This window comes from Micromonospora inyonensis (assembly GCF_900091415.1).
In the GTDB taxonomy this organism is placed as follows: domain Bacteria; phylum Actinomycetota; class Actinomycetes; order Mycobacteriales; family Micromonosporaceae; genus Micromonospora; species Micromonospora inyonensis.
Genome location: NZ_FMHU01000002.1, coordinates 1439307 through 1458849, shown reverse-complemented (window position 1 = coordinate 1458849; position 19543 = coordinate 1439307). Strand labels below are relative to the sequence as shown.

The following is a 19543-nucleotide window of genomic DNA, read 5'->3' as shown; positions in this document are numbered from 1 at the left end:
CGATCGTCCGGCCGAACGCCTCCGGTGACCCGAAGCCGGCCGCCACGAGTTCGGCACCGATCCGCCGGCCCCCGCCGGGGTCAGCCGGTCCGGCGAGGACAGCGGCGACCAGACGGTCCGCCAGCCCGATCACGATCCGACGCCGCTCCTCGGCGCTGATCGGCACGTAGTGCGCCCGGTGCAGCGCAGCGGCCCACACCCTGGCGAACTCCTCGACACCCTGACGGCACCGGTCGTCGACCCCGTCGGCATCGGGCCGATCGCTCACCTGCGGCGTCCGACTCCCACGTAGAAGCTCATCCGCTCGGGATACTCACCGACATCGTCCGGCGTCTCGGGACGCCACAACGGCGACCACACCACGCCGGGTTCCACCAGCTCGAGGCCGGCGAAGAGATTCTGCACCTGGGAGAGGGTCCGGGCGGTGACCGGGGTGCTCGTCCGACCACTCAACCGGGCGCCCTCCCCCATCTCGTCCGGCCGGCTGTCGGTGGTGACGTGGCTGATCGCCACGCAGCTGCCCGGTGCCAGCGCCGTCCACAGTCGCCGGACCAGCCCGTACGGATCGTCCTCGTCGGCAATCGCGTGCACGACCGACACGAGCAGCAGGCCGACCGGCTGGTCGAGGTCCAACAGCCGGCGGGTCTCGGGGTGTTCGAGGATGACCTCCGGATGGCGTAGGTCCTCCATCAGTGCCACCGCGTTCGGTTGATCGGCGAGGATCCGCGTGCTGTGCGCCACGGCCACCGGATCGATGTCCACATAGACCACGCGGGCATCCGGATCCACCCGCTGGGCGATCTCGTGCACGTTGCCGACCGTCGGGATACCGGACCCGATGTCCAGGAACTGCCGGATCCCCTCGTCGAGCATGAACCGCACCGCGCGATGCAGGAACTCACGGTTCGCCCGCGCCACCAGGCGGAGGTCCGGCACCGCCGCGAGCGCCTGGCGGGCGAACTCCCGGTCGACCTCGAAGTTGTGCGAACCGCCGAGCCAGTAGTCGTAGGCCCGGGCGACGCTCGGGCGACTCAGATCGACATCGTCTGGTGCCCAGTCCGGCCGCTCCATCGCCGCCCTCCTCGCCGACAGTGACGTAACCGGCGCCACCGCTGCAATGGGAATCCATCGGTAGATGATCCGCACCGGGATCGCGAACGGCTAATAGTAACGAACCCTGCTCTTCTTCGCGATCACGGCCGTGTCCCGGTGCGGGCTCCGCAGGCCAGCACCCGACGGCGCAGCCGGATCTGACAGCGGGGAATGGCGGTGGGGGCGCGTCGGTTGTGTCCCCGTGCGGCCGTGACCCGCCGCCGGTGAGCGCGCGGGTGGGTCGGGTGGCCCGGGAATGGGGTCGGCCCGCCGGTCGTTACACCATGTCGACGCCGATGGAGCAGCCCGCCCGGCGGGCCCGGTGGATCCCCCGATCCCCTCTCCGGTGCGTCGCGAAATCCCCCGGAACGTTCTCAGAGCGCCCTTACGTGTGGTGCTCACGCACCGTCCGCTCCCTCCCCGCCCGCCTGGGCGGCATGTCCGGATGTGTGCGTCGACCCCCGAACGGAGCTTTGACCATGAACAAGCTTATCCAGCGTGGTGTGCTGTCCATCGCAGGTCTGACCGCCGCAGCCGGAATCGCCGCCGGTCCGGGCCTGTCGCAGGACACGACCCCGGCAGTGACCACCACGCCGGTCGCGGCGACCCAGCAGGTGACGGCAGACAAGCCGGTGTCGACGGACAAGCTACTGCCCAACGGTGTGCCCGCCGGCCAGTCGACGGTCCCCCTGACCGACGAGCAGAAGGCCAACGCCAAGGCCATCATCGAGGCCACCAAGAAGAACGGCATGGACGAGCGGGCCGCCGTGGTCGCCATCGCCACCGCCCTCCAGGAGTCGAAGCTGGAGAACCTGGGCCACCTGGGTGACCGCAACGACCACGACTCGCAGGGCCTGTTCCAGCAGCGCCCGTCGAGCGGGTGGGGCACGGTCGAGCAGATCACCGACCCCGAGTACGCCACCACCGCGTTCCTCACCGGTCTGAAGCAGGTCGACGGCTGGCAGGACCTGCCCCTGACCCAGGCCGCCCAGACCGTGCAGGTGTCGGCCTACCCCGACCACTACGCCCAGTGGGAGAAGCAGGCCGCCGACCTCGTCGCCGAACTCTGGACCAGGTGACGACCGGACAGGACAACCACGAGGGCCCCTTCCCGATCCGGGAAGGGGCCCTCGTCGGTGTGCACGCATCGACGGAGGTCGGGTCGCGCCAGGCGGTCGGGCGGGCCCGGCACGAAGCTCCGGACCCTCCCCGACCGCCGCCACGGTCCGGTCAGTCCTTGACGCCGATGACGACCCCGTTCGCGCCGGCCGCGACGAACGGCAGGGTACGGATGTCGGAGAATCCGGCATCCCGCAACCACATCGTGTACTCGGTCTCGGAGTAGTTCTTGCCGGCTGTGGTCTCGATGAGCATGTTCATACCCATCAGGGCAGCCTCGGCCGGGCCGGTGCGTTCGGCATTGAGCATCAGTTCGCTGATGATGACCACGCCACCGGGTGTCAGCGCCGCGTGGGCGCGTGCCAGCAGTTCCCGGTCGGTGTCCTCACCCCAGTCGTGCATGATCATGCTGTACAGGATCACGTCGTAGCCCGCAGGCAGCGCGGCGTCGCGCAGAAAGTCCCCGGAAACCGTGGTGATCCGTCCACTCAGTCCAGCGTCGGCGATCTTCGAATCAGCGATCGGGCAGACGTGGGGCAGGTCGTACACCGTCGCCGACAGGTTCGCGTAATGGCGGCACAGCTCGATCGGGAACGCTCCGGAGCCGCCCCCCACATCCAGCAGACGGGAGTGCCTGCCGAAGTCGTAGACCTCGCCGAGAGCACGGGCGGTGAATGTCGAGATGCAGTGCATCGCGTCCCAGAACAACTGCAGCATCTGCGAGTCCTCGGCCACGAACGGAGAGTCCTGGACCTCCGGGTTCCAGGCGGTCGGCTTGTCCGTCCGAAGCGCGTCAAGAACACGGTCCCACGCGGGGTACTCGCGCTTGTCGTAGAACCGCACCAACCCACCGAAATAGTAGGGGCGTCCCTCCACCAGGAACGTCTCGGCGAGTGCGGTGTTTCCGTACCCGTCACCGCGTTTCTCCAGCAATCCCAGCGAGGCGCAGGCGGTGAGCAGCAGATCCGCCGGCCGATGCGGTAGTCCGAACTCGGCGGCCGCCTCCGGCACGCTCATCGTCCGGCCGTCGGCGAGCCGGGTGAACAGACTCAACTCCACTGCGGCGGCGAAGGTCTTGAAGCTCGAGAAACCACTGCTCAGTTGCAGCAACGGCATGGGCGTCAGCGTCGAGTCGTTCAGTGTTGTCATGGCAAGTCCGGAGCGCGGCGCCCTTGCGGGCCCACACTCCTCCCCCTTTCACAATCCGCGCCTACGACTCTTTGCACATACCGTGCCGTTGATCTTTTGTCACGACTGCGTCGTCTCCAGCGGACAGTTACTCGGCCGCGACGACAGGAATCAGGGCCGAACAAAGGTGACGTCTGATGTCGACAGTGTTGTCAGAACAGGAAACCCTTACCGGAGCGCCCCGAGCTGGCGCCAGCCGTTAGGAGTGCGGATCAGCGGACAGAAACGAAAGGTTCGACGGTCAACGAAGGCTACGCGCAAGCGCATCCCGGCCGCCGTCCATCATGCACACGAACTGATAGATCCATTTTGTTGGCTGTCACCGTACACCGCCGTCGGAGTTGCTCACAAGACTCGTTGATCAAGGTCCTGACGCTTCCCCCGGCCAGTCCTTCCGTCCGGCGGGAGCACCCTCCGGTGGCACGTACCCACTTCCGAGGTAAGCGGTGACGACCTGGCCGAGTTACCGGGGACGCACCACCCAGCCGGACTGCCGATCGTCACGGTGGCGACTTCGGTCAGGCGGTGCCGAGAAGACGGTGGCGGCGGGACCAGGTCAGGTGCGGATTGTGTCGCACCGGCCACCCCGTGGACCGTTCACCCACCCGCCACGCGGGCGTGGTCGGCGTGCGAGCGGGAGAGCACGCGATCCACCGCGCCCGCCACGGCGAGGTGGCGGGCGGTCTCGGCCCGGACGCCCTCGGCGGCGAGGACGTCCCGCTGCTGGCCGGTGTAGCCGATGCAGTCGAGGAAGACCAGTTCGGCTCCGCCTGCGGCGACCTCCCGTCCGGCGGCCGCCACCTCGTCCGGTCCGGCCGTGTAGGGGTCCACGGCCGCCGCGACGACGGGCCGCCCCAGACGCCCCTCCCATCGTTCCCGGATGTCCGTCAGCTGCTCCGGCACGGGGCACAGCACGCCCAGGCGACCCGTATCGACGAGCCCCGCCACGAGGTCGTGGGCGAGGTCCTCCGCATGGAGCACCGGCACCGCCGCCGGGCCGTGCTCGACACGGCCGGTGCACAGCACGAGGACGGCCGCGCAGCGGTCGGCCACGCAGCGTCGGATCGCGTCGTCGAGTGCCGGGGCGATGCTCGTCGCGCCGAGGCGGACACGCGAACCGTCCCGCAGCCGGGAAACGAGGGTCCGCTCCCCGTCGCGAGGTTCGAGCCGGGCGATGCCCTCCTCGTCGAGGAGGTCCAGCGCGCCGTGTTCGACCCAGTCGACGCCGGAAAGGGCAGCCTCGACATCGGGGATGAGATCGGTGCGGGGTGCCTGGCCGATCGTGACGAGGCCGAGCCTCGGCCGCGTCCCACCCCCCGTCGCTCCGTGCATCACGCCACCGCCTTCTCGGGCAGGTCGGCAGCGGCGACGCCGCGCTCGACGATGCGGCGACGCACCGCCCGGTCGACCCGCGCGGTGGGGTCGGCGACGGGGATCGCGGCGAGGAGCGCCTTGGTGTAGGGGTGCTGGGGCGCCCGGAAGATCTGCTCGACGCTGCCCTGCTCGACGACGCGGCCCTGGCTCATGACGACGATCTCGTCGGCCATCATCTCGACGACGGAGAGGTCGTGCGAGATGAAGACGTAGGTGAGTCCGAGGTCCCGCTGCAACTGCTTCATGAGGTCGAGCACCTGGGCCTGCACCGACACGTCGAGTGCCGACACGGGCTCGTCGCAGACGACGAGACTCGGGTTGAGCAGGAGGGCCCGCGCGATGCCGATCCGCTGGCGCTGGCCTCCGGAGAACTCGTGCGGGAAGCGGTCCATGTCCTCCTCCCGCAGTCCTACCGTCTCGAGGACCTCGACGATGCGGGCACGGATCGCCGCGGCGTCCAGGTCCGTGTGCAACCGCAGCGGCTCGGCGAGGGCTCGGTGGATCGTCCATCGCGGATCGAGCGAGGCGTACGTGTCCTGGAAGACGATCTGCATCTCGGAGCGGAGCCGGCGCAACTCGTCGTCACTGGCCGCGAGGAGGTCCCTCCCGTTGAAGGTCACCGCACCCGACGTCGGTTCGTGCAGGCGCAACAGGGCACGACCGGTCGTCGACTTGCCCGACCCCGACTCGCCCACGATGGCGAGCGTGCGGCCACGACGGACCTGGAAGGACACGCCGTCGACCGCCCTGACCGTGTCGGCCGGGCGTCCCAGCCGGCGGCGTCGCCCGGCGAAGACCTTCGTCAGGTCGGTCACCTCGAGCAGCACCGGCGCGTCGTCGTCGGGTGCCTCCGTGCGTGTCTCCACGCGGTCCGGCGATCCGTCACGCGTGCCTGCGTCGGCGAGCGCCTCGACCGCTGCGACGACGTGCGCGTTGGCGGAGGGGATGAAGCTGAGCAACCGCTTGGTGTAGGCGGCCTGCGGTGTGGTGAAGAGCTGCTCTGTCGACGCCGTCTCCTGTAGCTCGCCGCCGTACATCACGGCGACCCGCTGGCAGGTCTGGGCGACGACGCCGAGGTCGTGGGTGATGAGCAGGACCGCCGTCCCGTGCTGCTCCTGAAGGTCGGTGATGAGGTCGAGGATCTGCAGCTGGGTCGTCACGTCGAGCGCGGTCGTCGGCTCGTCGGCGATGAGCAGCTTCGGCTCGCACGCCATGGCCATGGCGATCATGACGCGCTGGCGCATCCCGCCGGAGAGCTCGTGCGGGTACCCGGCGAGGACGCGCGCGGTGTTGCGGATCCCCACCATGTCGAGCAGGTGGCCCGCGCGGTCCGCCGCCTGCCGTCGGCCGAGGCCCATGTGCTGGCGTAGCGGCTCGGTCAGCTGGTCGCGGATCGTGAAGACCGGGTTGAGCGCGGTCATCGGCTCCTGGAAGATCGTCGCGATGTCCCTGCCGCGGATCCGGCGCATCTGCCGGTCCGACAGCGCGGCGAGGTCGCGCCCGTCGAAGCGGATCTGCCCGCCGGTGATGTGCGCCTGCCGCGCCGGCAGCAGTCCCGTGATCGACATGGCGGTGACGCTCTTGCCGGAGCCCGACTCACCGACCAGTCCGACCATCTCGCCGCGCGCGATGGAGAGGTCGAGGTTCCGGACCGGATGGATCGGGCCGCGCGACGTGTCGATGCGGACCGAGAGGTTCTCGATCGACAGCAGGGTCTCTGCCATGTGCGTGCTCCTTGTTCCGTGGTGCCGCTGAGCGCGGTCGCGCCCGCCCGATCAGGAGTGCCCGGGGACCGTTCCGGTCGTCTGCAGGTGGGTGGCCGGACCGTAGAGGCTCTCGAGGAGCGCCGCCTGGGCCTCGTCGTGGAAGGACACCACGCCCGCGGTGAAGCCCTTGGCGACCTCGAGGGCGAAGCGCGCGGCCAGTGCGATGTCGACCTCGTGACTCGCGCCGGTCGCGCAGCCGGCCACGGGCGTCACCGTCGTGATGGCGACGCCGACGACGGGCGCGGCCGTCGCGACAGCCGGCTGGAGGATCGAGTTGAGGTGGTGAAGGCCGTTGCCGTACGGCGTGATGTCCTGGGTCGACAGCGCGAACACGACGGCGGGCTCCCCGGACACGGTCTCCAGGATGCTGATCAGGTCGGCGCTCACGGGGAGGATGTAGCCGGCGCGGACCGTCGGGGAGATGGCGATCCCCCGGTGGTTGACGATGCGGTTGCCCTTCGTGGTGTCGATGGACAGGACGGCGTCCATCTCCGAGGTGACCTCGTGCTCGTTCATCGCGGTGATGTCGACCGGCGAGTCCATGAAGGGCACCGGGTCATGGGGCCGGGTCGGCGCGTCGGGGCAGATGTGCGTCGAGATGACGACGTCGCCGGGCAGGACGTCGCCCCGGGCGTGCATCGCGAGCAGCTTGGCGGCCGTGGCGACGGCGGCGGTCGCACCGTCCCCGTCGGACACGTAGCCGATCAGCTCCGGCCGGGCACCGAGACCGCCGAGGCGTCCGACGACCCCGAGCGTCGGGGCGTCACCGCCGGCGGTCCGGCCCCGGCTGCCCGGGACGGTGACCTGGAGGAAGTCGGTCGAACCCTGCTCGCCCGCCACCGTCTCGACGGCGATCGAGCAGGCGTCGTCACCGAGGGAGCGGAGATGGTGGGCGACGAGTTTGCCCGACGCGTCGGGACGGTCGAGGAGGTCGAGGACGGTGAGCACGTGGGACAGCACGATCATTCGCTTTCGACAGCGGTCCCGGCGACGCCGAGGTACCGGAGGGTGGTCAGGGCGTAGGTCTTCGCGGCGAGGACGACGTCGGCGACGGGTGCCCTCTCGTCGAAGCCGTGGATGGTGGCCAGCTCCGCCGGCCCGTACTGGAGCACGGGGATGCCGTGGCTGCGGAAGGTGCGGGCGTCGGAGGACGCCCACTGGAGCACCCCCTCCGCGGTGGGGTCACCGGTCAGTTCGCGCAGGACCGCGACGAGTTCGGTGACCACGGGGTCGCTCGGCACCGTCCAGTTGGGTTCGCTACGGAAGCCGGTCGGCTCGATCGTCGCCTCGACGCCCGCCTCGGCGAGCAGCTCGTCGACCCGGGCGAGGACCTCGGCGCGCGACAACCCGATCGGCACGCGGGTGTCGACGTCGACGACGCACCGGTCCGCGACGACGTTGGAGGACGTACCGCCGTGGATCGTGCCGATGTTGACGGTGACGTGCTCGAAGACGGCACCGATGCCGGCTCCGTAGCCCTCGCGCTCCTCGGCGAACGTCTTCGACCGCTCGATGAGCTCGACCACGTCCCCGGGCGGCGACGGCTTCATCTCCCAGAGCTGTTGCAGGGCGATGACGGCCTTGGCCGCGAGGAGGTTCGCGTTGACGCCGTGCAGCGGCTGGAGGCTGCCGTGCCCCGGCCTGCCGTCGATCGTCATCCGGAACCAGTTGCTGCCCTTCTGGCCGATCGTCGGGTGCGTGCGTTCGGCCGGCTCGGCGATGATCGCGCCGGTCGCGCCGTCGAGGACCCCCTGGTCGAGGAGCCAGTCCGCGCCGCGCGAACCGCCCTGCTCCTCGTCGGGGACCGCCGCGAGCGACAGCTTCCCGGCGAGCGGGACGCCGAGACGGTGCAGGACGACGAGCGTGTGGATGACACCGGCGAGGCCGGCCTTCATGTCGCTCGCCCCGCGACCACGGAGGTAGCCGTCGACGATGTCCCCCGCGAAGGGGGGAAACGTCCAACGGTCCAGGTCACCGACGGGGACGACGTCGGTGTGACCGGCGAGCACCAGGTGGCGCGCCGAGTTGGGGTCGTCGTCCACCGCGGCGTTGCTCGCGGCACGGTGGACGACGACGCTGAGGCGACCGTCCCCCGCGTCGTGGACCTCGGGGTCGAGGCCCGCGGCGCGCAGGTGGTCGGCGATGAAGTTGCCGACGTCCGTGCAGTCCCCCGGAGGGTTCTCGCTCGGGATCCGGATGAGGTCTCCGGCGAGCGTCAGCAGTTCGTCCCGGGTGCGCTCGATCTCGTCGAGGACCCGGGTCTCCCAGTCGGGGGGTGTGGTGGTCACGTCGGGCTCCAGGTGTCGTTGCGGGAGGGGTGGTTCGAGGTGGCGCGGGGAGGCGTGCCGCCGGGCGTGTCGGGTCCGCGGCGGCCCGGCGGCACGCCTGCCTCGGCGTCAGCCCTTGTTGCTCATCTGGAAGAAGCGGATGATCCCGTCGGGGTACGAGGTGTACCCCTGCACGCCCTCGCGCTGCGCGACGACGATGTTGTACTCGTACAGGTACGCCCACGGCGCCTGGGTGTTGATGATCTCCTGCGCCTTGCCGTACAGGTCGTTGCGGACCTTCTGGTCCGGCTCGGTCGCGGCCTTCTTCCAGAGGTTGTCGACCTCGGCGTTGTGGAAGTTGGCGTAGTTGCTCGTGCCGTCACTGGTCAGCAGGAGGCCGAGGTGGTAGCCCGGGTCGTTGACGAAGGAGGTCCAGCGGGTGATGTAGCTCTGCACCTTCTTCGTCGCGAGCGCCTCGAGGAACTGCGGACGCGCCATGTTCTTGATGTTCATCGTCACGCCGATCTTCGCCAGCTCGGCCTGGATGAGGACGGCGTCGTCCGACCAGTCCTGGAAGCCGCTGCCGAGGATGAAGTCGAAGCTGAAGCCGTTGGGGTGGCCGGCCTCCGCGAGCAGCGCCTTGGCCTTGCCGAGGTCGTACGAGTAGACGTAGCCGGCGTCGCTGAAGCCCGGGGTCGAGCTGGCCACCGACGAGCGCATCGGCGACGCCTGGCCCTTCATGACGTCGTTGACGAGCTTGTCGTACGGGATCGCGTACGAGATCGCCTGGCGGACCTTCGGGTTGTCGAACGGCTTGATCGCGTTGTTCATCCCGAAGAAGAGGACCTTGTTGCTGGCCCGGGAGTCGACGGTGACGCCGGACTGCTTCGACAGGGTATCGACGTCCTTCGCCGGCACCTCGAGCGCGATGTCGACCTCGCCCTTGCTGAGGAGCTGGACGCGGTTGCTCGCCTCGCCGATGAACTTGGTGTTGATGGTGCGCAGCGCCGGCTTCTCACCCCAGTAGGTGTCCTTGCGCTCGAGCACGGCCTCCGTCGCCGGGTCCCACTTCTTCAGCCGGTAGGGGCCGGAACCCGCGGTGTTGGTGTCGAGCCACTTGGCGCCGCCCTCGGCGTTGACCTTGTCGATGTTGATGATCGAGAACGAGTACATCGGCAGGATCTGCAGGAAGAGGTGGTTCGGCGCGGTGAGGCCGATCTTCACCGTCTGCGGGTCGACCGCGGTCACGGTGTCGATGCCGGCCATGCCGTAGAGGAAGCTCGCCGAGCTCGACTTCTTGATGAAGTCGAACGACTTGACGACATCGTCGGAGTCGAGGGGCGAACCGTCCTCGAACGTCACGCCCTGCCGCAGCGTGAACGTGTAGCTCTTCGAGTCGGGGCTCACCTCCCACTTCTCCGCCAGCATCGGCACGATGGTGTCCGTCTTGGCGGTCGGCTTGCCGTCGACCGTCGTGCGGTCGTACGTGACCAGCTGGTCGTAGGCCGCCACGACGAACGTGTCGGAGGTGACGTCGTTCGCCTCGGCGGGGTTGAGGGTCTTGCCGCCCTCGGAGTAGGCGACGACGAGGGTGTCCTTGCCGGCCCCGCCGGCCTGCGAGGAGCCGCCCTGGTTGGCGTTGGCTCCACAGCCGGCGGCGAGGAAGGTGGCGGCGACCGCGGCAGCCAGGGTGGCTCTGCGCTTCACGCTGTTCTCCTTCGGGTCAGGGGTGGGGGATGGATGGGCGGATGGGCTGGCGTCCGTGGCAGGTCCGCACCGGGTCATCGGCTCGTCCGCAGGCGCGGGTCGAGGACGTCACGAAGGCCGTCGCCGATCAGGTTGAAGCCGAGAATCGAGGTGGCGATGGCGATGCCCGGGAAGAAGGTCATCCACCACTCGCCGCTGATGATGTAGCCACGGCCGTCCGAGATCATGACGCCCCACTCCGCCGTCGGCGGCTGCGCGCCGAGGCCGATGAAGCTGAGCGAGGCGGCCGTGAGGATCGCGTAGCCCATGCCGAGGGTCGACCGGACGAGGATCGGGGCGACGGTGTTCGGGACGATGTGGCGGAGGAGGATCGTGCGGTCCCGCAGCCCGATGGCGCGGCCCGCCTCGACGAAGTCACGCTCCCGCAGCGAGCGGGTCTGGCTGTAGACGATGCGGGCGAACTCGGGGATGCCGACGACGCCCACGGCGACCATCGCGCTGGCCAGGCCGGGCCCGAGGGCTGCGGCGATCGCCATGGCCAGGACGAGGGACGGGAAGGCGAGGAGCACGTCCATCACCCGCATGAGCACCGTGCTCACCGCGCCGCCGACGAAGCCGGAGATGGCGCCGATCGGGACACCCACGAGGAGCGAGATCCCGACGGCGATGAGCCCCGTCCAGAGCGAGATCCGCCCGCCGGCGAGGACCCGGGCGAGGATGTCGCGACCGAAGTTGTCCGTGCCGAAGAGGTGCTCGCGGGAGGGTGGCTCGAGAAGCCCGCCGACCCCGGTCTCGGTGGGCGAGTACGGCAGCAGGTCGGCCAGGAGTGCACCGATTGTCCAGATCGCGATGAAGACGAGACCGACCATCGCCAGGCGGTTGCGGACCAGCAGGCGCCACGCCGTCGTGGGCCTCGACCTCGCCTGGTCGGCCGACGCGGTCCGGCTGCCCGGCGCGGTGGCGGACACGGTGGTGTCAGGCATTCTCGATCCTCGGGTCCAGGCGGGCGTTGAACAGGTCGACACAGAGGTTGACCGTCAGGTAGACGACTGCGGCCAGCAGCGTGAATGCCTGCACCGGCGCGTAGTCGGTGGCGAGCACGGACTGGACCACGTACTGGCCGATGCCGGGCCAGCTGAAGACCGTCTCGGTGATGACCGCGCCGCCGAGGAGTTGACCGAACTGCAGGCCGACGACGGTCACGATGACCGGGGCGGCGTTCTTCAACGCGTGCTTGAGGATGACCCTGGCCGGCGGCAGGCCCTTGGATCGGGCGGTGCGCACGTAGTCCTGGTTGATCACCTCGAGCATCTCGGAACGGGTCATCCGGGCGATGATCGCCGTGCTCCCGGTGGCGAGGCACATGGCCGGCCAGATGACGTGGGCCAGCGACGACTTCAGCGCGACGACGTCACCGCTCAGGAGCGAGTCGAGGACGTAGAGCCCGGTGATCGAGGTCGGGGGGTTCACGTCCTGGGCGATGCGGCCCAGCGGGGCCGGTTCCCAGCCGAGCTTGTTGTAGAAGACGAAGATCACGAGGAGGGCGAGCCAGAAGAGCGGCATGGACGCCCCGACCAGCGAGAAGATCCGGCTGGCGTGGTCGATGGGCCGGTCGCGCCGCGTCGCGCTGACGACCCCGATCGGGACTCCGACGAGCAGTGAGATGAGGATCGCCACGACGGCGAGTTCGACCGTCGCCGGCAGCCGGGAGGCGAAGTCGGTGAGGACGGGCTGCCCGGTGTGCCACGCGAACCCGAGGTCGCCCGAGAAGAGATCACGCAGGTAGGAGACGAACTGCGCGGCCAACGGCTGGTCGAGGCCCATCTCGACGCGGATCTTCTCGACGGTCGCCGGGTCGGCCTGCTCCCCCGCGAGCGTGCGGGCCGGGTCACCGGGCAGGACGCGGGTGAGAAGGAAGATGCAGAGCACGACACCGAACAGTGCCGGGATCATCGCCAGCACCCGTCGCACCACGTGGTTCACGGACACCTCCAATCTGCGCGTTGTTGGGCCTGACCTGGGCTTTGCGTCACCAAGGGTTCGCCGGCCCGGCACCCTCGTGCAATACTTTCTCTCTATCTGAGAGGGCATCCCGAACTGGATCAGGGTGCGGTAGGTTCTGACCCGTCCCGTCCAGCCCGGAGGACCCATGCCAGACGACGGCGTCGCCCGCCCCCGCTCGCCGCTCCAGACCGTGGACCGCGCCCTGGAGGTCCTCCTGTCGTTCACCGAACGGCGTCGGGACTGGGGCGTCATGGAGCTTGCCGAAGCCTTCGCCATCGACAAGTCGACCGCGCAGCGGATCCTCGCCGCGCTCGCCGCGCGTGGCTTCCTCAGCGCCGACCCGGTGACCCGGCGCTACAGCCTCGGACCGACGATGTGGCGGATGGCCGCCGTCTGGGAGCGGGCGGGCGGGCTGGCCGCCCTGGCGCAGCGGGTGCTCGAGCCGCTGGCCTTCCAGACCGACCGCACCGCCATCTTCGCCGTCCCGGACGGGCTCCACGTCCGCTGCGTCGCCGCCGTCGACGGCGGCGGCCCGCTGCGTAGTCACCCGCTCGTCGGCGAGTTGTACCCGGCCAACGCGGGAGCCACCTCCCGCGGCTACTTCGCCTTCCTCGACAGCAACGAGCGACGCGCCCTGATCTCCGGCCGGGTCTTCGCGACGTTCACCGGGCTGACGAAGGTCGACGAGCAGGAACTCGAACGGCTCTTCGTCGAGACCGTCGCCCAGGGCTACGCCTACTCGGAGGGCGAGTACGACTACGCCACGAGGGCGCTCGCCGTGCCGATCATCCTCCGGGGGCGGCCCGTCGGCTCGCTCAGCCTCGGCGAGAGCAAGTACCCGGCCCGTCCGGACGACATCCGGGACCACCTGCCCGCGCTACAGGCCGCGGCGGAGCAACTGTCCGCCCTGCTCGACAACCGGGCGCACTCGGCCGCCGTAGCCCGGCAGACCAGGGTGACCCGGTCCCACTGAACGCCGCGCCGGCCAGCCGGACCGGCCGCACCGAGGAGACACCATGACCCAGGGCCACCAGAACCTGCTGCTGCTGTCCAACTCGACGGCCCCGGGACGGGCCTACCTGGAGCATGCGCGCGACGCGATCCTCCAGGCACTCGACGGCCGGCGCTCCATCGTGTTCGTCCCCTTCGCACTGGCAGACCACGACGGCTACACCGACACGGTCCGTCGGGCCCTGGAGCCACTCGGCATCACCGTCCGGGGAGCACACGAGGGCACGCCACGCGACCTGGTCGCCGAGGCCGAGGCGGTCTTCGTCGGCGGCGGCAACACCTTCCGTCTCGTCAAGGCGATCCACGAGGCGGGTCTGATCAGCGTCGTACGGGCCCGGGTGGCCGAGGGGATGCCATACGTCGGTTCGAGTGCCGGCACCAACGTCGCGACGCCGAGCCTGCGGACGACGAACGACATGCCGATCGTCCAACCACCGTCCTTCGAGACCTTCGGTCTCGTGCCGTTCCAGATCAACCCCCACTACCTCGACCCGGACCCGGCCTCGACCCACCAGGGCGAGACCCGGGAGGAGCGACTGACCCAGTTCCTCGAGGAGAACGACGTCCCGGTGCTCGCCATGCGCGAGGGCACCTGGCTGCGCGTGAGCGACGGTTCGATGCGGCTCGGCGGCGTGACCACGGGCGCGCGGGTCTTCTGCCGGGGGTCCGAGCCGGTCGAGGTACCGAGTGGCGCCGATGTGACCTGGCTCGTCGAGAGGGTGGGTGCGTTCGAGGTCGGCCGTTGAGGCCGATCCGTCGGACGCCGGTGGGCCCCTCCGCGTCGCGCGAAGGGGCCCGGCCGGCCGAGGATCCGGCGTCGAGGCGGGTTACAGGCCGAGGGTCCACGTGTTGAGGTAGCCGACGTCACCGGAGGCGGCGTCCTGCACCCGCAGGGTCCAGGTGCCGTTTCGGGTCTCCGACGACAGGTTGACCGGGTAGGTCTGGTTGAGGTTGTCGGCCGAACCGCCGGCCCGGTTGTGCAGCACGTAGGCGCTGCCGTCCGGAGCGATCAGGCTGACCACCAGGTCACCGATGTAGGTGTGCACGATCGCCACCTGCACGGTGCTGGCCGACGACGCGTTGCCGGTGCAGCCGCTGACCGCGATGGTGCTGGTGACCGTGGTGTTGTCCGCGATGGTCACGTCGGTGCCGTTGGTGCCACCGCAGGTCGGCACGGGCGGGGCGCCCAGGTTGAGCGTCCAGCTGTCGAGGTAACCGACGTCGCCGCTCGCCGCGTCCTGGACGCGCAACCGCCAGGTGCCGTTGGCGACCTCCGACGACAGGTTGACCGGGTAGGTCTGGTTGAGGTTGTCGGTCGAACCGCCGGCCCGGTTGTGCAGCACGTAGGCGCTGCCGTCCGGAGCGATCAGGCTGACCACCAGGTCACCGATGTAGGTGTGCACGATCGCCACCTGCACGGTGCTGGTCGCCGAGGCGTTACCGGTGCAGCCCGAGATGGTGACGGAGCTGTCCACGGTGCTGTTGTCGGCGATCGTGGCGTCGGTGTTGTTGGTCTGCGCGCAGCCGGGAGGCCCGTTGACGGTCAGCGCGTACGACGTGCTCTGCGTGGTCACCGGCCCGGTCGCGGTGATGGTCACGGGGTACGTGCCCGGGGCGGTGCTGCCGGTGGTGGCGATGGTGAGGGCCGCGGAGGCACCGGTGGCGATCGACGCCGGGCTGAAGGTCGCGGTCGCGCCGGCCGGAAGGCCGGTGGCGGTGAGGGTGACCGTCTGCGGGCTGCCGACGGTGGTCGTGGTGGCCACCGTCGCGGTCAGCGAGCCGCCCGGGTTGACCGAGCCGGCGGCCGGGGTCACCGCGACGCTGAAGTCCTGGGTCGGCGGGACGACGTTGCCGGTGTAGAGCAGCTTGTTCGGCGAGCCGGTGCCGGGGTTGGTCACCACGTTGCCGGTGGCGTCGTTGACGAGCTTGTCGCGCACCTGCTGCGGCGTGTGCGACGGGTTGGCCGCGAGCACCAGGGCTGCCGCGCCGGCCACGTGCGGGCTGGCCATCGAGGTGCCGCTGATGGTGTTCGTGGCGGTGTCGCCGGTGTGCCAGGCCGAGGTGATCGCGCTGCCCGGGGCGAAGATGTCCAGGCAGGTGCCGATGTTGGAGTAGCTGGCCCGGGCGTCGGTGGACTCGGTCGCCCCGACCGTGATGGCCGTCGGCGTGCTGGCCGGCGAGACGTTGCAGGCGTTGGAGCCGGACTCGTTGCCCGCCGCGACGGCGTAGCTGACGCCGTCGGCGATCGACCTGGTCACCGCGTCGTTGGTGGCCTGGTCGAAGCCGCCGCCGAGGCTCATGTTGGCCACTGCGCGCTCACCCGGGTCGTGGTCGCCGGTCACCCAGTCGATGCCGGCGATGACCTGGGCGTAGGTGCCGCTACCGCCGCAGTCGAGCACCCGGACGCCGACCAGGGTGGCACCCTTGGCCACCCCGTACGCGGTGCCGCCGACGGTGCCGGCGACGTGCGTGCCGTGCCCGTTGCAGTCGTCGGCCGAGCCGCCGTCGATGGCGTCGAAGCCGCTCACCGCCCGGCTGCCGAAGTCGCCGTGGCTGAACCGGATGCCGGTGTCGATGATGTACGCCCGCACCCCCGAGCCGTTGTTCGGGTAGGTGTACGAGTTGTTCAGCGGCAGGTTGCGCTGGTCGACGCGGTCCAGTCCCCAGGAGGGGGTGGGCGACTGGGTGGCCGCGATGCTGACCCGGTGGTTCTGCTGGACGTACTGCACCGAGGGGTGGGCGGCGAGTCGGCGGGCCGCCGACTCGGAGAGCCGTACCTCGAAGCCGCGCAGCGCGTGCTGGTAGGTGCGGGCGACCGTGCCGCCGTACTCCCGGGCGAGACTCCGGGCGGAGGCGTCCACCCCGGTACGGGCGACGGAAGTCTCCTTGAGCACCACGACGTACGAGTCGGCGACGGCGGTGTCACCGCCGGCCTGAAGGATGGCACCTTCGGCGGGTGCCGCGGTGGCCGGGGCGGCGAAGGCCACCGCGGCGGCCACCGCGGTGGTCACGACGCCGAGGCGCCAGTGTTGCCTGGCGGAGGGCTTGAGAGCCATCTGGGCATGTCCTTCCATCACCGTGGAGCATGATCGACATCTGTCGATCAGGTGAGGAGATGTTAGACGACTGACATGCAGAAGTAGATAACTTTCTATCAACTGGCGGGTATCCGACTGGCGGGCCGGGAGCCCTACGCCCGGTCAGCGCCCCGACCAGGGGTTTCGGACCGGAAGCTCTCTCCCAGTTCCGCCCCAACCCGAAGTAATGTCGGAAGTTGTAGATCAAGGGACTCCAGGCGGTCGGGTCGACGTGCTGGGTGCCGGGGACCACGATCCGCCGGTCCGCGTGCACCCGGCAGACCTCGGCCTCGACGATGACGAAGCCGCCGGCGGTGGCCGGGTGGATCCGGGTGGCCCGCGCCTCCAACTGGATCGGGCAGCCAGCGACCCGCGGTGGCCGGACCGCCTCGGACGGCTCCGGCCGGAGTCCCGCCGCCGCGAACTTCGCCGGCTCGTACCGGAACGCGGCCCGCTTGGGTGCGGGCACCGGGTCGCGTCCGGTCAACGGGGCCAGGCGCTCGACGGCGGTCCACTGGTGCGGCGCCGGTAAGTTGATCACCACATCGGGTCGATCGCGGAGGTTCCGCGCCGTCTATCCCCTCCGCGCCGAGCCCGAGCACGACCACCCAGCCGAGCGCCCACGCCGAGGAGATGGGGGCGAGGTTGGCGGACCCGTCCTCGTTCTCGGTGCTGAGCAGCACCACCGGGGTGCCGAAGTACAGGATCCGGGGCTGGATGGTCAGGTGCCCGGCCGGTCGGTCGGAGACGGGGTGGCAAATCGCGTTCCCGCAGGTGGCGTTGGTCATCGTGGGACCGTAACCACCCGACGTTTCGTTGCCGGCCGAAGCGTTTTCCGGGCAGGATCACGACGATGAGCAGCCAGAACACCGTCTCGGGCCAGTCGGGCCGGCTCGAGGGCGGCCGCCGGTCCGGGCACGGCCGCCGCAACGGGCCCGGTGGCTCCCGGGTGCACGAGGCCACGGTGGGGTTGGCCACCGTGGCCGGCCTGCTCGCCGATCACACCCGAGCGGCGTTCTGCCTGGCGCTGCTGGACGGGCGGGCGTGGACGGCGACCGAGTTGGCCCGGCACGCCGGGGTGGCACCGTCGACCGCGACCGCCCACCTGCACCGACTCGTCGCCGGTGGCCTGGTGACCGAGGTGCGGCAGGGCCGCCACCGTTACCTGCGGCTGGCCGACGCCGGCGTCGCCGAGCTGATCGAGACGTTGACCGGCGCCGCACCGGTCGAGCCGGCGCCCGTCCGGTCGCTGTCGGCGGCCAGCCGACGCCGGGCGCTGGCGCACGCCCGTACCTGTTACGACCACCTCGCCGGAGCCCTCGGCGTGGCGGTCACCGACGCGATGACCGGACACGGCTTCCTGAGCTGGGAGCGGGGGCTGAGCCTGACCGACCGGAGCACGGCGTGGCTGGCCGGGCTCGGCATAGCGCCGGAGTCGACAGCGCCGACCCGCCGCGCACCGGTCCGGGCGTGCCTGGACTGGACCGAGCGGCGGCCCCACCTCGCCGGCACGATCGGCGCGGCGCTCTGCCGGCACGCCCTGGACGCCGGTTGGGCCGTCCGGATCGGCACCGGTCGGGCGCTCGCCGTCACCGCCGAGGGCCGTCGGGCGTTCCGCGAACACCTCGACCTGCCCGGCCGAGTCCTCGACCCGCAGCCGCGACCACCCCAGCAAGGCTGAGGCTCACCCGGGGACCGGCTGCGCGCCGCGCAACGCACCGAACTGCACGCCCGGTACGGCAACGACGACCACGAGCCGGGGGTTGCCCCCACCGCTGCATCGACGTCTTCCTCGTCGCCCGCGACGCGCACGGCGCCGCGGTGGGATGCGGCGGATTGCGGATGCTGGGGCCGGACTCGGCGGAGATCAAGCGGATGTACGTCGAGCCGGCGGCCCGTGGCACCGGGGTGGCGGTGGCGATCCTGCACACCCTGGAACACGAGGCGCGCGGCCGGGGCGTGGTGAACCTCCTGCTGGAGACCGGCACCGCCCAGACCCGGGCCAGCAGTCCGGTCGGCACCGGCAGTGAGGACACCACCCAGGCGTCGACCCGGGCCAGGCATTCGGAGGCGTGCCGGTCCAGCCACTGGGCGAGCTGGCGCAGCCGGTCCACCTCGGCGCTGTCACGCAGCACCTTCGGCAGGGTCTTCAGTGGACGGGCGGTGGACCGCGGACCGCTGGACCGGGCCGCCACCTTCCCGTCCACGAGGGAGATCTCGTACGAGTCCCCCACCGGTAGCCAGCCCATCAGGACCACCATCCGCAGCGGGAAATTAGCCACATTCCATGGCGAATCGCCATGATCGACGACGCAGCGCAGGCTAACAGTAGTCCCCGACACGACCGGGGCCCGGCGACGGCGGCGGGTGTACCGGGGCGACAGGCGCGCGTCGACGCCGGCCCCGCGGGCCGCCGGACTCTGTCCGACCCAGCGGCTAGCCTGTGCGCGTGCAGGAAGCGGTGTTCTGGAGCAACCTCGATGGCTGACGCCGGCGATGTCCGTCGCCTCGCGCTCGCCCTGCCGCACGTGGTCGAGATCGACAGTGACGGCTTCGACTTCCGGGTTGCCGACAAGGGGTTCGTCTGGTCCTACCCCGAACGCAGACCGGGTACGTCGCGCCTCGTCCGGACCGACATCGCGGTGCTGTACGTCGGGGACGAGGCGGAGAAACAGGCGTTGCTCCTCGGCGAACCCGAGGTCTTCTTCACGACGCCCGCGTACGACGGGCTGCCCCTGGTCATGCTGCGGCTGGCACAGGTGGACGTCGAACGCCTGACCGAACTCGTCACCGACGCGTGGCACATGCGCGCCCCCCGCTCACTCGTCGGCGACCTCGACGACGGCACCGGCCCGTCGGGCCCCGACCTGAGCAGAACCGACCAGCGGGTCAGGTGACCCCTCCCCCGACGCGCTGACACCGGCAGTCGGGTCGCGGT

At 70.3% G+C, this 19543-nt stretch carries 15 protein-coding genes and 2 pseudogenes; 6 read left to right on the top strand and 11 right to left on the bottom strand.

Features of this window, described 5'->3' with window-relative positions:
• Positions 1-264: 264 nt before the first annotated feature.
• Positions 265-1071: an SAM-dependent methyltransferase gene (locus GA0074694_RS21085; RefSeq protein ID WP_091461062.1), complete on the bottom strand. Its 807-nt coding sequence runs from the start codon at positions 1069-1071 to the stop codon at positions 265-267.
• A 500-nt stretch (positions 1072-1571) separates the two neighbouring features.
• Between GA0074694_RS21085 and GA0074694_RS21080 the strand changes: the two genes are divergently transcribed.
• A complete protein-coding gene (locus GA0074694_RS21080) occupies positions 1572-2171 on the top strand; it encodes a hypothetical protein (protein ID WP_091455755.1) in 600 nt (199 codons plus the stop codon).
• 151 nt (positions 2172-2322) lie between these two features.
• Here GA0074694_RS21080 and GA0074694_RS21075 read toward each other — a convergent pair whose 3' ends face one another.
• From GA0074694_RS21075 to GA0074694_RS21040, 8 genes are all read right to left on the bottom strand, one after another.
• Positions 2323-3360 (bottom strand): methyltransferase, encoded by a 1038-nt coding sequence (locus GA0074694_RS21075; protein WP_091461060.1) that lies wholly within the window; start codon positions 3358-3360, stop codon positions 2323-2325.
• Between the two features lie 636 nt (positions 3361-3996).
• Entirely contained in the window at positions 3997-4731 is a 735-nt protein-coding gene (locus GA0074694_RS21070; protein WP_091461058.1) for an AroM family protein, read from the bottom strand.
• On the bottom strand, positions 4731-6497 hold the full coding sequence (locus GA0074694_RS33100) for an ABC transporter ATP-binding protein (protein ID WP_091461056.1): 1767 nt from the start codon (positions 6495-6497) through the stop codon (positions 4731-4733). The genes GA0074694_RS21070 and GA0074694_RS33100 overlap by 1 nt, the downstream gene beginning before the upstream one ends.
• Positions 6498-6548: 51 nt before the next feature.
• On the bottom strand, positions 6549-7505 hold the full coding sequence (locus GA0074694_RS21060; protein WP_218105762.1) for a DUF1177 domain-containing protein: 957 nt from the start codon (positions 7503-7505) through the stop codon (positions 6549-6551).
• On the bottom strand, positions 7502-8827 hold the full coding sequence (locus GA0074694_RS21055) for a M20 family metallopeptidase (RefSeq protein WP_091461054.1): 1326 nt from the start codon (positions 8825-8827) through the stop codon (positions 7502-7504). Before GA0074694_RS21055 ends, GA0074694_RS21060 begins: the two co-directional genes overlap by 4 nt.
• Positions 8828-8935: 108 nt before the next feature.
• Positions 8936-10513, bottom strand: a complete 1578-nt coding sequence (locus GA0074694_RS21050; RefSeq protein WP_218105761.1) for an ABC transporter substrate-binding protein — start codon at positions 10511-10513, stop codon at positions 8936-8938.
• Between the two features lie 74 nt (positions 10514-10587).
• Positions 10588-11496 (bottom strand): ABC transporter permease, encoded by a 909-nt coding sequence (locus tag GA0074694_RS21045; protein ID WP_091461049.1) that lies wholly within the window; start codon positions 11494-11496, stop codon positions 10588-10590.
• Positions 11489-12496, bottom strand: a complete 1008-nt coding sequence (locus GA0074694_RS21040; RefSeq protein WP_218105760.1) for an ABC transporter permease — start codon at positions 12494-12496, stop codon at positions 11489-11491. Before GA0074694_RS21040 ends, GA0074694_RS21045 begins: the two co-directional genes overlap by 8 nt.
• A gap of 166 nt (positions 12497-12662) precedes the next feature.
• On the opposite strand from GA0074694_RS21040, the gene GA0074694_RS21035 reads away from it, so the two are divergent.
• The gene (locus GA0074694_RS21035; RefSeq protein ID WP_091461046.1) at positions 12663-13490 is read left to right on the top strand and encodes an IclR family transcriptional regulator; all 828 of its coding nucleotides are present in this window, start codon (positions 12663-12665) and stop codon (positions 13488-13490) included.
• Positions 13491-13533: 43 nt separating this feature from the next.
• Entirely contained in the window at positions 13534-14274 is a 741-nt protein-coding gene (gene pepE / locus GA0074694_RS21030; RefSeq protein WP_091461044.1) for a dipeptidase PepE, read from the top strand.
• A gap of 81 nt (positions 14275-14355) precedes the next feature.
• Here pepE and GA0074694_RS21025 read toward each other — a convergent pair whose 3' ends face one another.
• Both GA0074694_RS21025 and GA0074694_RS21020 read right to left on the bottom strand, forming a co-directional pair.
• Complete coding sequence (locus tag GA0074694_RS21025) at positions 14356-16584, bottom strand: S8 family peptidase (protein WP_091461042.1); 2229 nt, start codon at positions 16582-16584, stop codon at positions 14356-14358.
• Positions 16585-16718: 134 nt separating this feature from the next.
• Positions 16719-17393, bottom strand: a pseudogene (locus tag GA0074694_RS21020) (flavin reductase family protein).
• Positions 17394-17458: 65 nt separating this feature from the next.
• On the opposite strand from GA0074694_RS21020, the gene GA0074694_RS21015 reads away from it, so the two are divergent.
• From GA0074694_RS21015 to GA0074694_RS21005, 3 genes and pseudogenes are all read left to right on the top strand, one after another.
• Positions 17459-18286, top strand: coding sequence for an ArsR/SmtB family transcription factor (locus GA0074694_RS21015; protein ID WP_091461040.1), 828 nt, complete (start codon positions 17459-17461; stop codon positions 18284-18286).
• Positions 18287-18304: 18 nt separating this feature from the next.
• Positions 18305-18609: pseudogene (locus GA0074694_RS33095) on the top strand (GNAT family N-acetyltransferase); the annotation flags it as partial.
• A gap of 476 nt (positions 18610-19085) precedes the next feature.
• A complete protein-coding gene (locus tag GA0074694_RS21005) occupies positions 19086-19502 on the top strand; it encodes an MmcQ/YjbR family DNA-binding protein (protein WP_091461037.1) in 417 nt (138 codons plus the stop codon).
• The last annotated feature ends 41 nt before the right edge of the window (positions 19503-19543 follow it).

Excerpts from the sequence above, each read along its gene's own strand:
- GA0074694_RS21060 (WP_218105762.1), bottom strand. The coding sequence starts at position 7,505 with ATGATCGTGCTGTCCCACGTGCTCACCGTCCTCGACCTCCTCGACCGT.
- GA0074694_RS21045 (WP_091461049.1), bottom strand. The coding sequence starts at position 11,496 with ATGCCTGACACCACCGTGTCCGCCACCGCGCCGGGCAGCCGGACCGCG.
- GA0074694_RS21015 (WP_091461040.1), top strand. The coding sequence starts at position 17,459 with ATGAGCAGCCAGAACACCGTCTCGGGCCAGTCGGGCCGGCTCGAGGGC.
- GA0074694_RS21080 (WP_091455755.1), top strand. The coding sequence starts at position 1,572 with ATGAACAAGCTTATCCAGCGTGGTGTGCTGTCCATCGCAGGTCTGACC.
- pepE (WP_091461044.1), top strand. The coding sequence starts at position 13,534 with ATGACCCAGGGCCACCAGAACCTGCTGCTGCTGTCCAACTCGACGGCC.
- GA0074694_RS21075 (WP_091461060.1), bottom strand. The coding sequence starts at position 3,360 with ATGACAACACTGAACGACTCGACGCTGACGCCCATGCCGTTGCTGCAA.
- GA0074694_RS21085 (WP_091461062.1), bottom strand. The coding sequence starts at position 1,071 with ATGGAGCGGCCGGACTGGGCACCAGACGATGTCGATCTGAGTCGCCCG.
- GA0074694_RS33100 (WP_091461056.1), bottom strand. The coding sequence starts at position 6,497 with ATGGCAGAGACCCTGCTGTCGATCGAGAACCTCTCGGTCCGCATCGAC.
- GA0074694_RS21025 (WP_091461042.1), bottom strand. The coding sequence starts at position 16,584 with ATGGCTCTCAAGCCCTCCGCCAGGCAACACTGGCGCCTCGGCGTCGTG.
- GA0074694_RS21070 (WP_091461058.1), bottom strand. The coding sequence starts at position 4,731 with ATGCACGGAGCGACGGGGGGTGGGACGCGGCCGAGGCTCGGCCTCGTC.
- GA0074694_RS21035 (WP_091461046.1), top strand. The coding sequence starts at position 12,663 with ATGCCAGACGACGGCGTCGCCCGCCCCCGCTCGCCGCTCCAGACCGTG.
- GA0074694_RS21005 (WP_091461037.1), top strand. The coding sequence starts at position 19,086 with ATGGCTGACGCCGGCGATGTCCGTCGCCTCGCGCTCGCCCTGCCGCAC.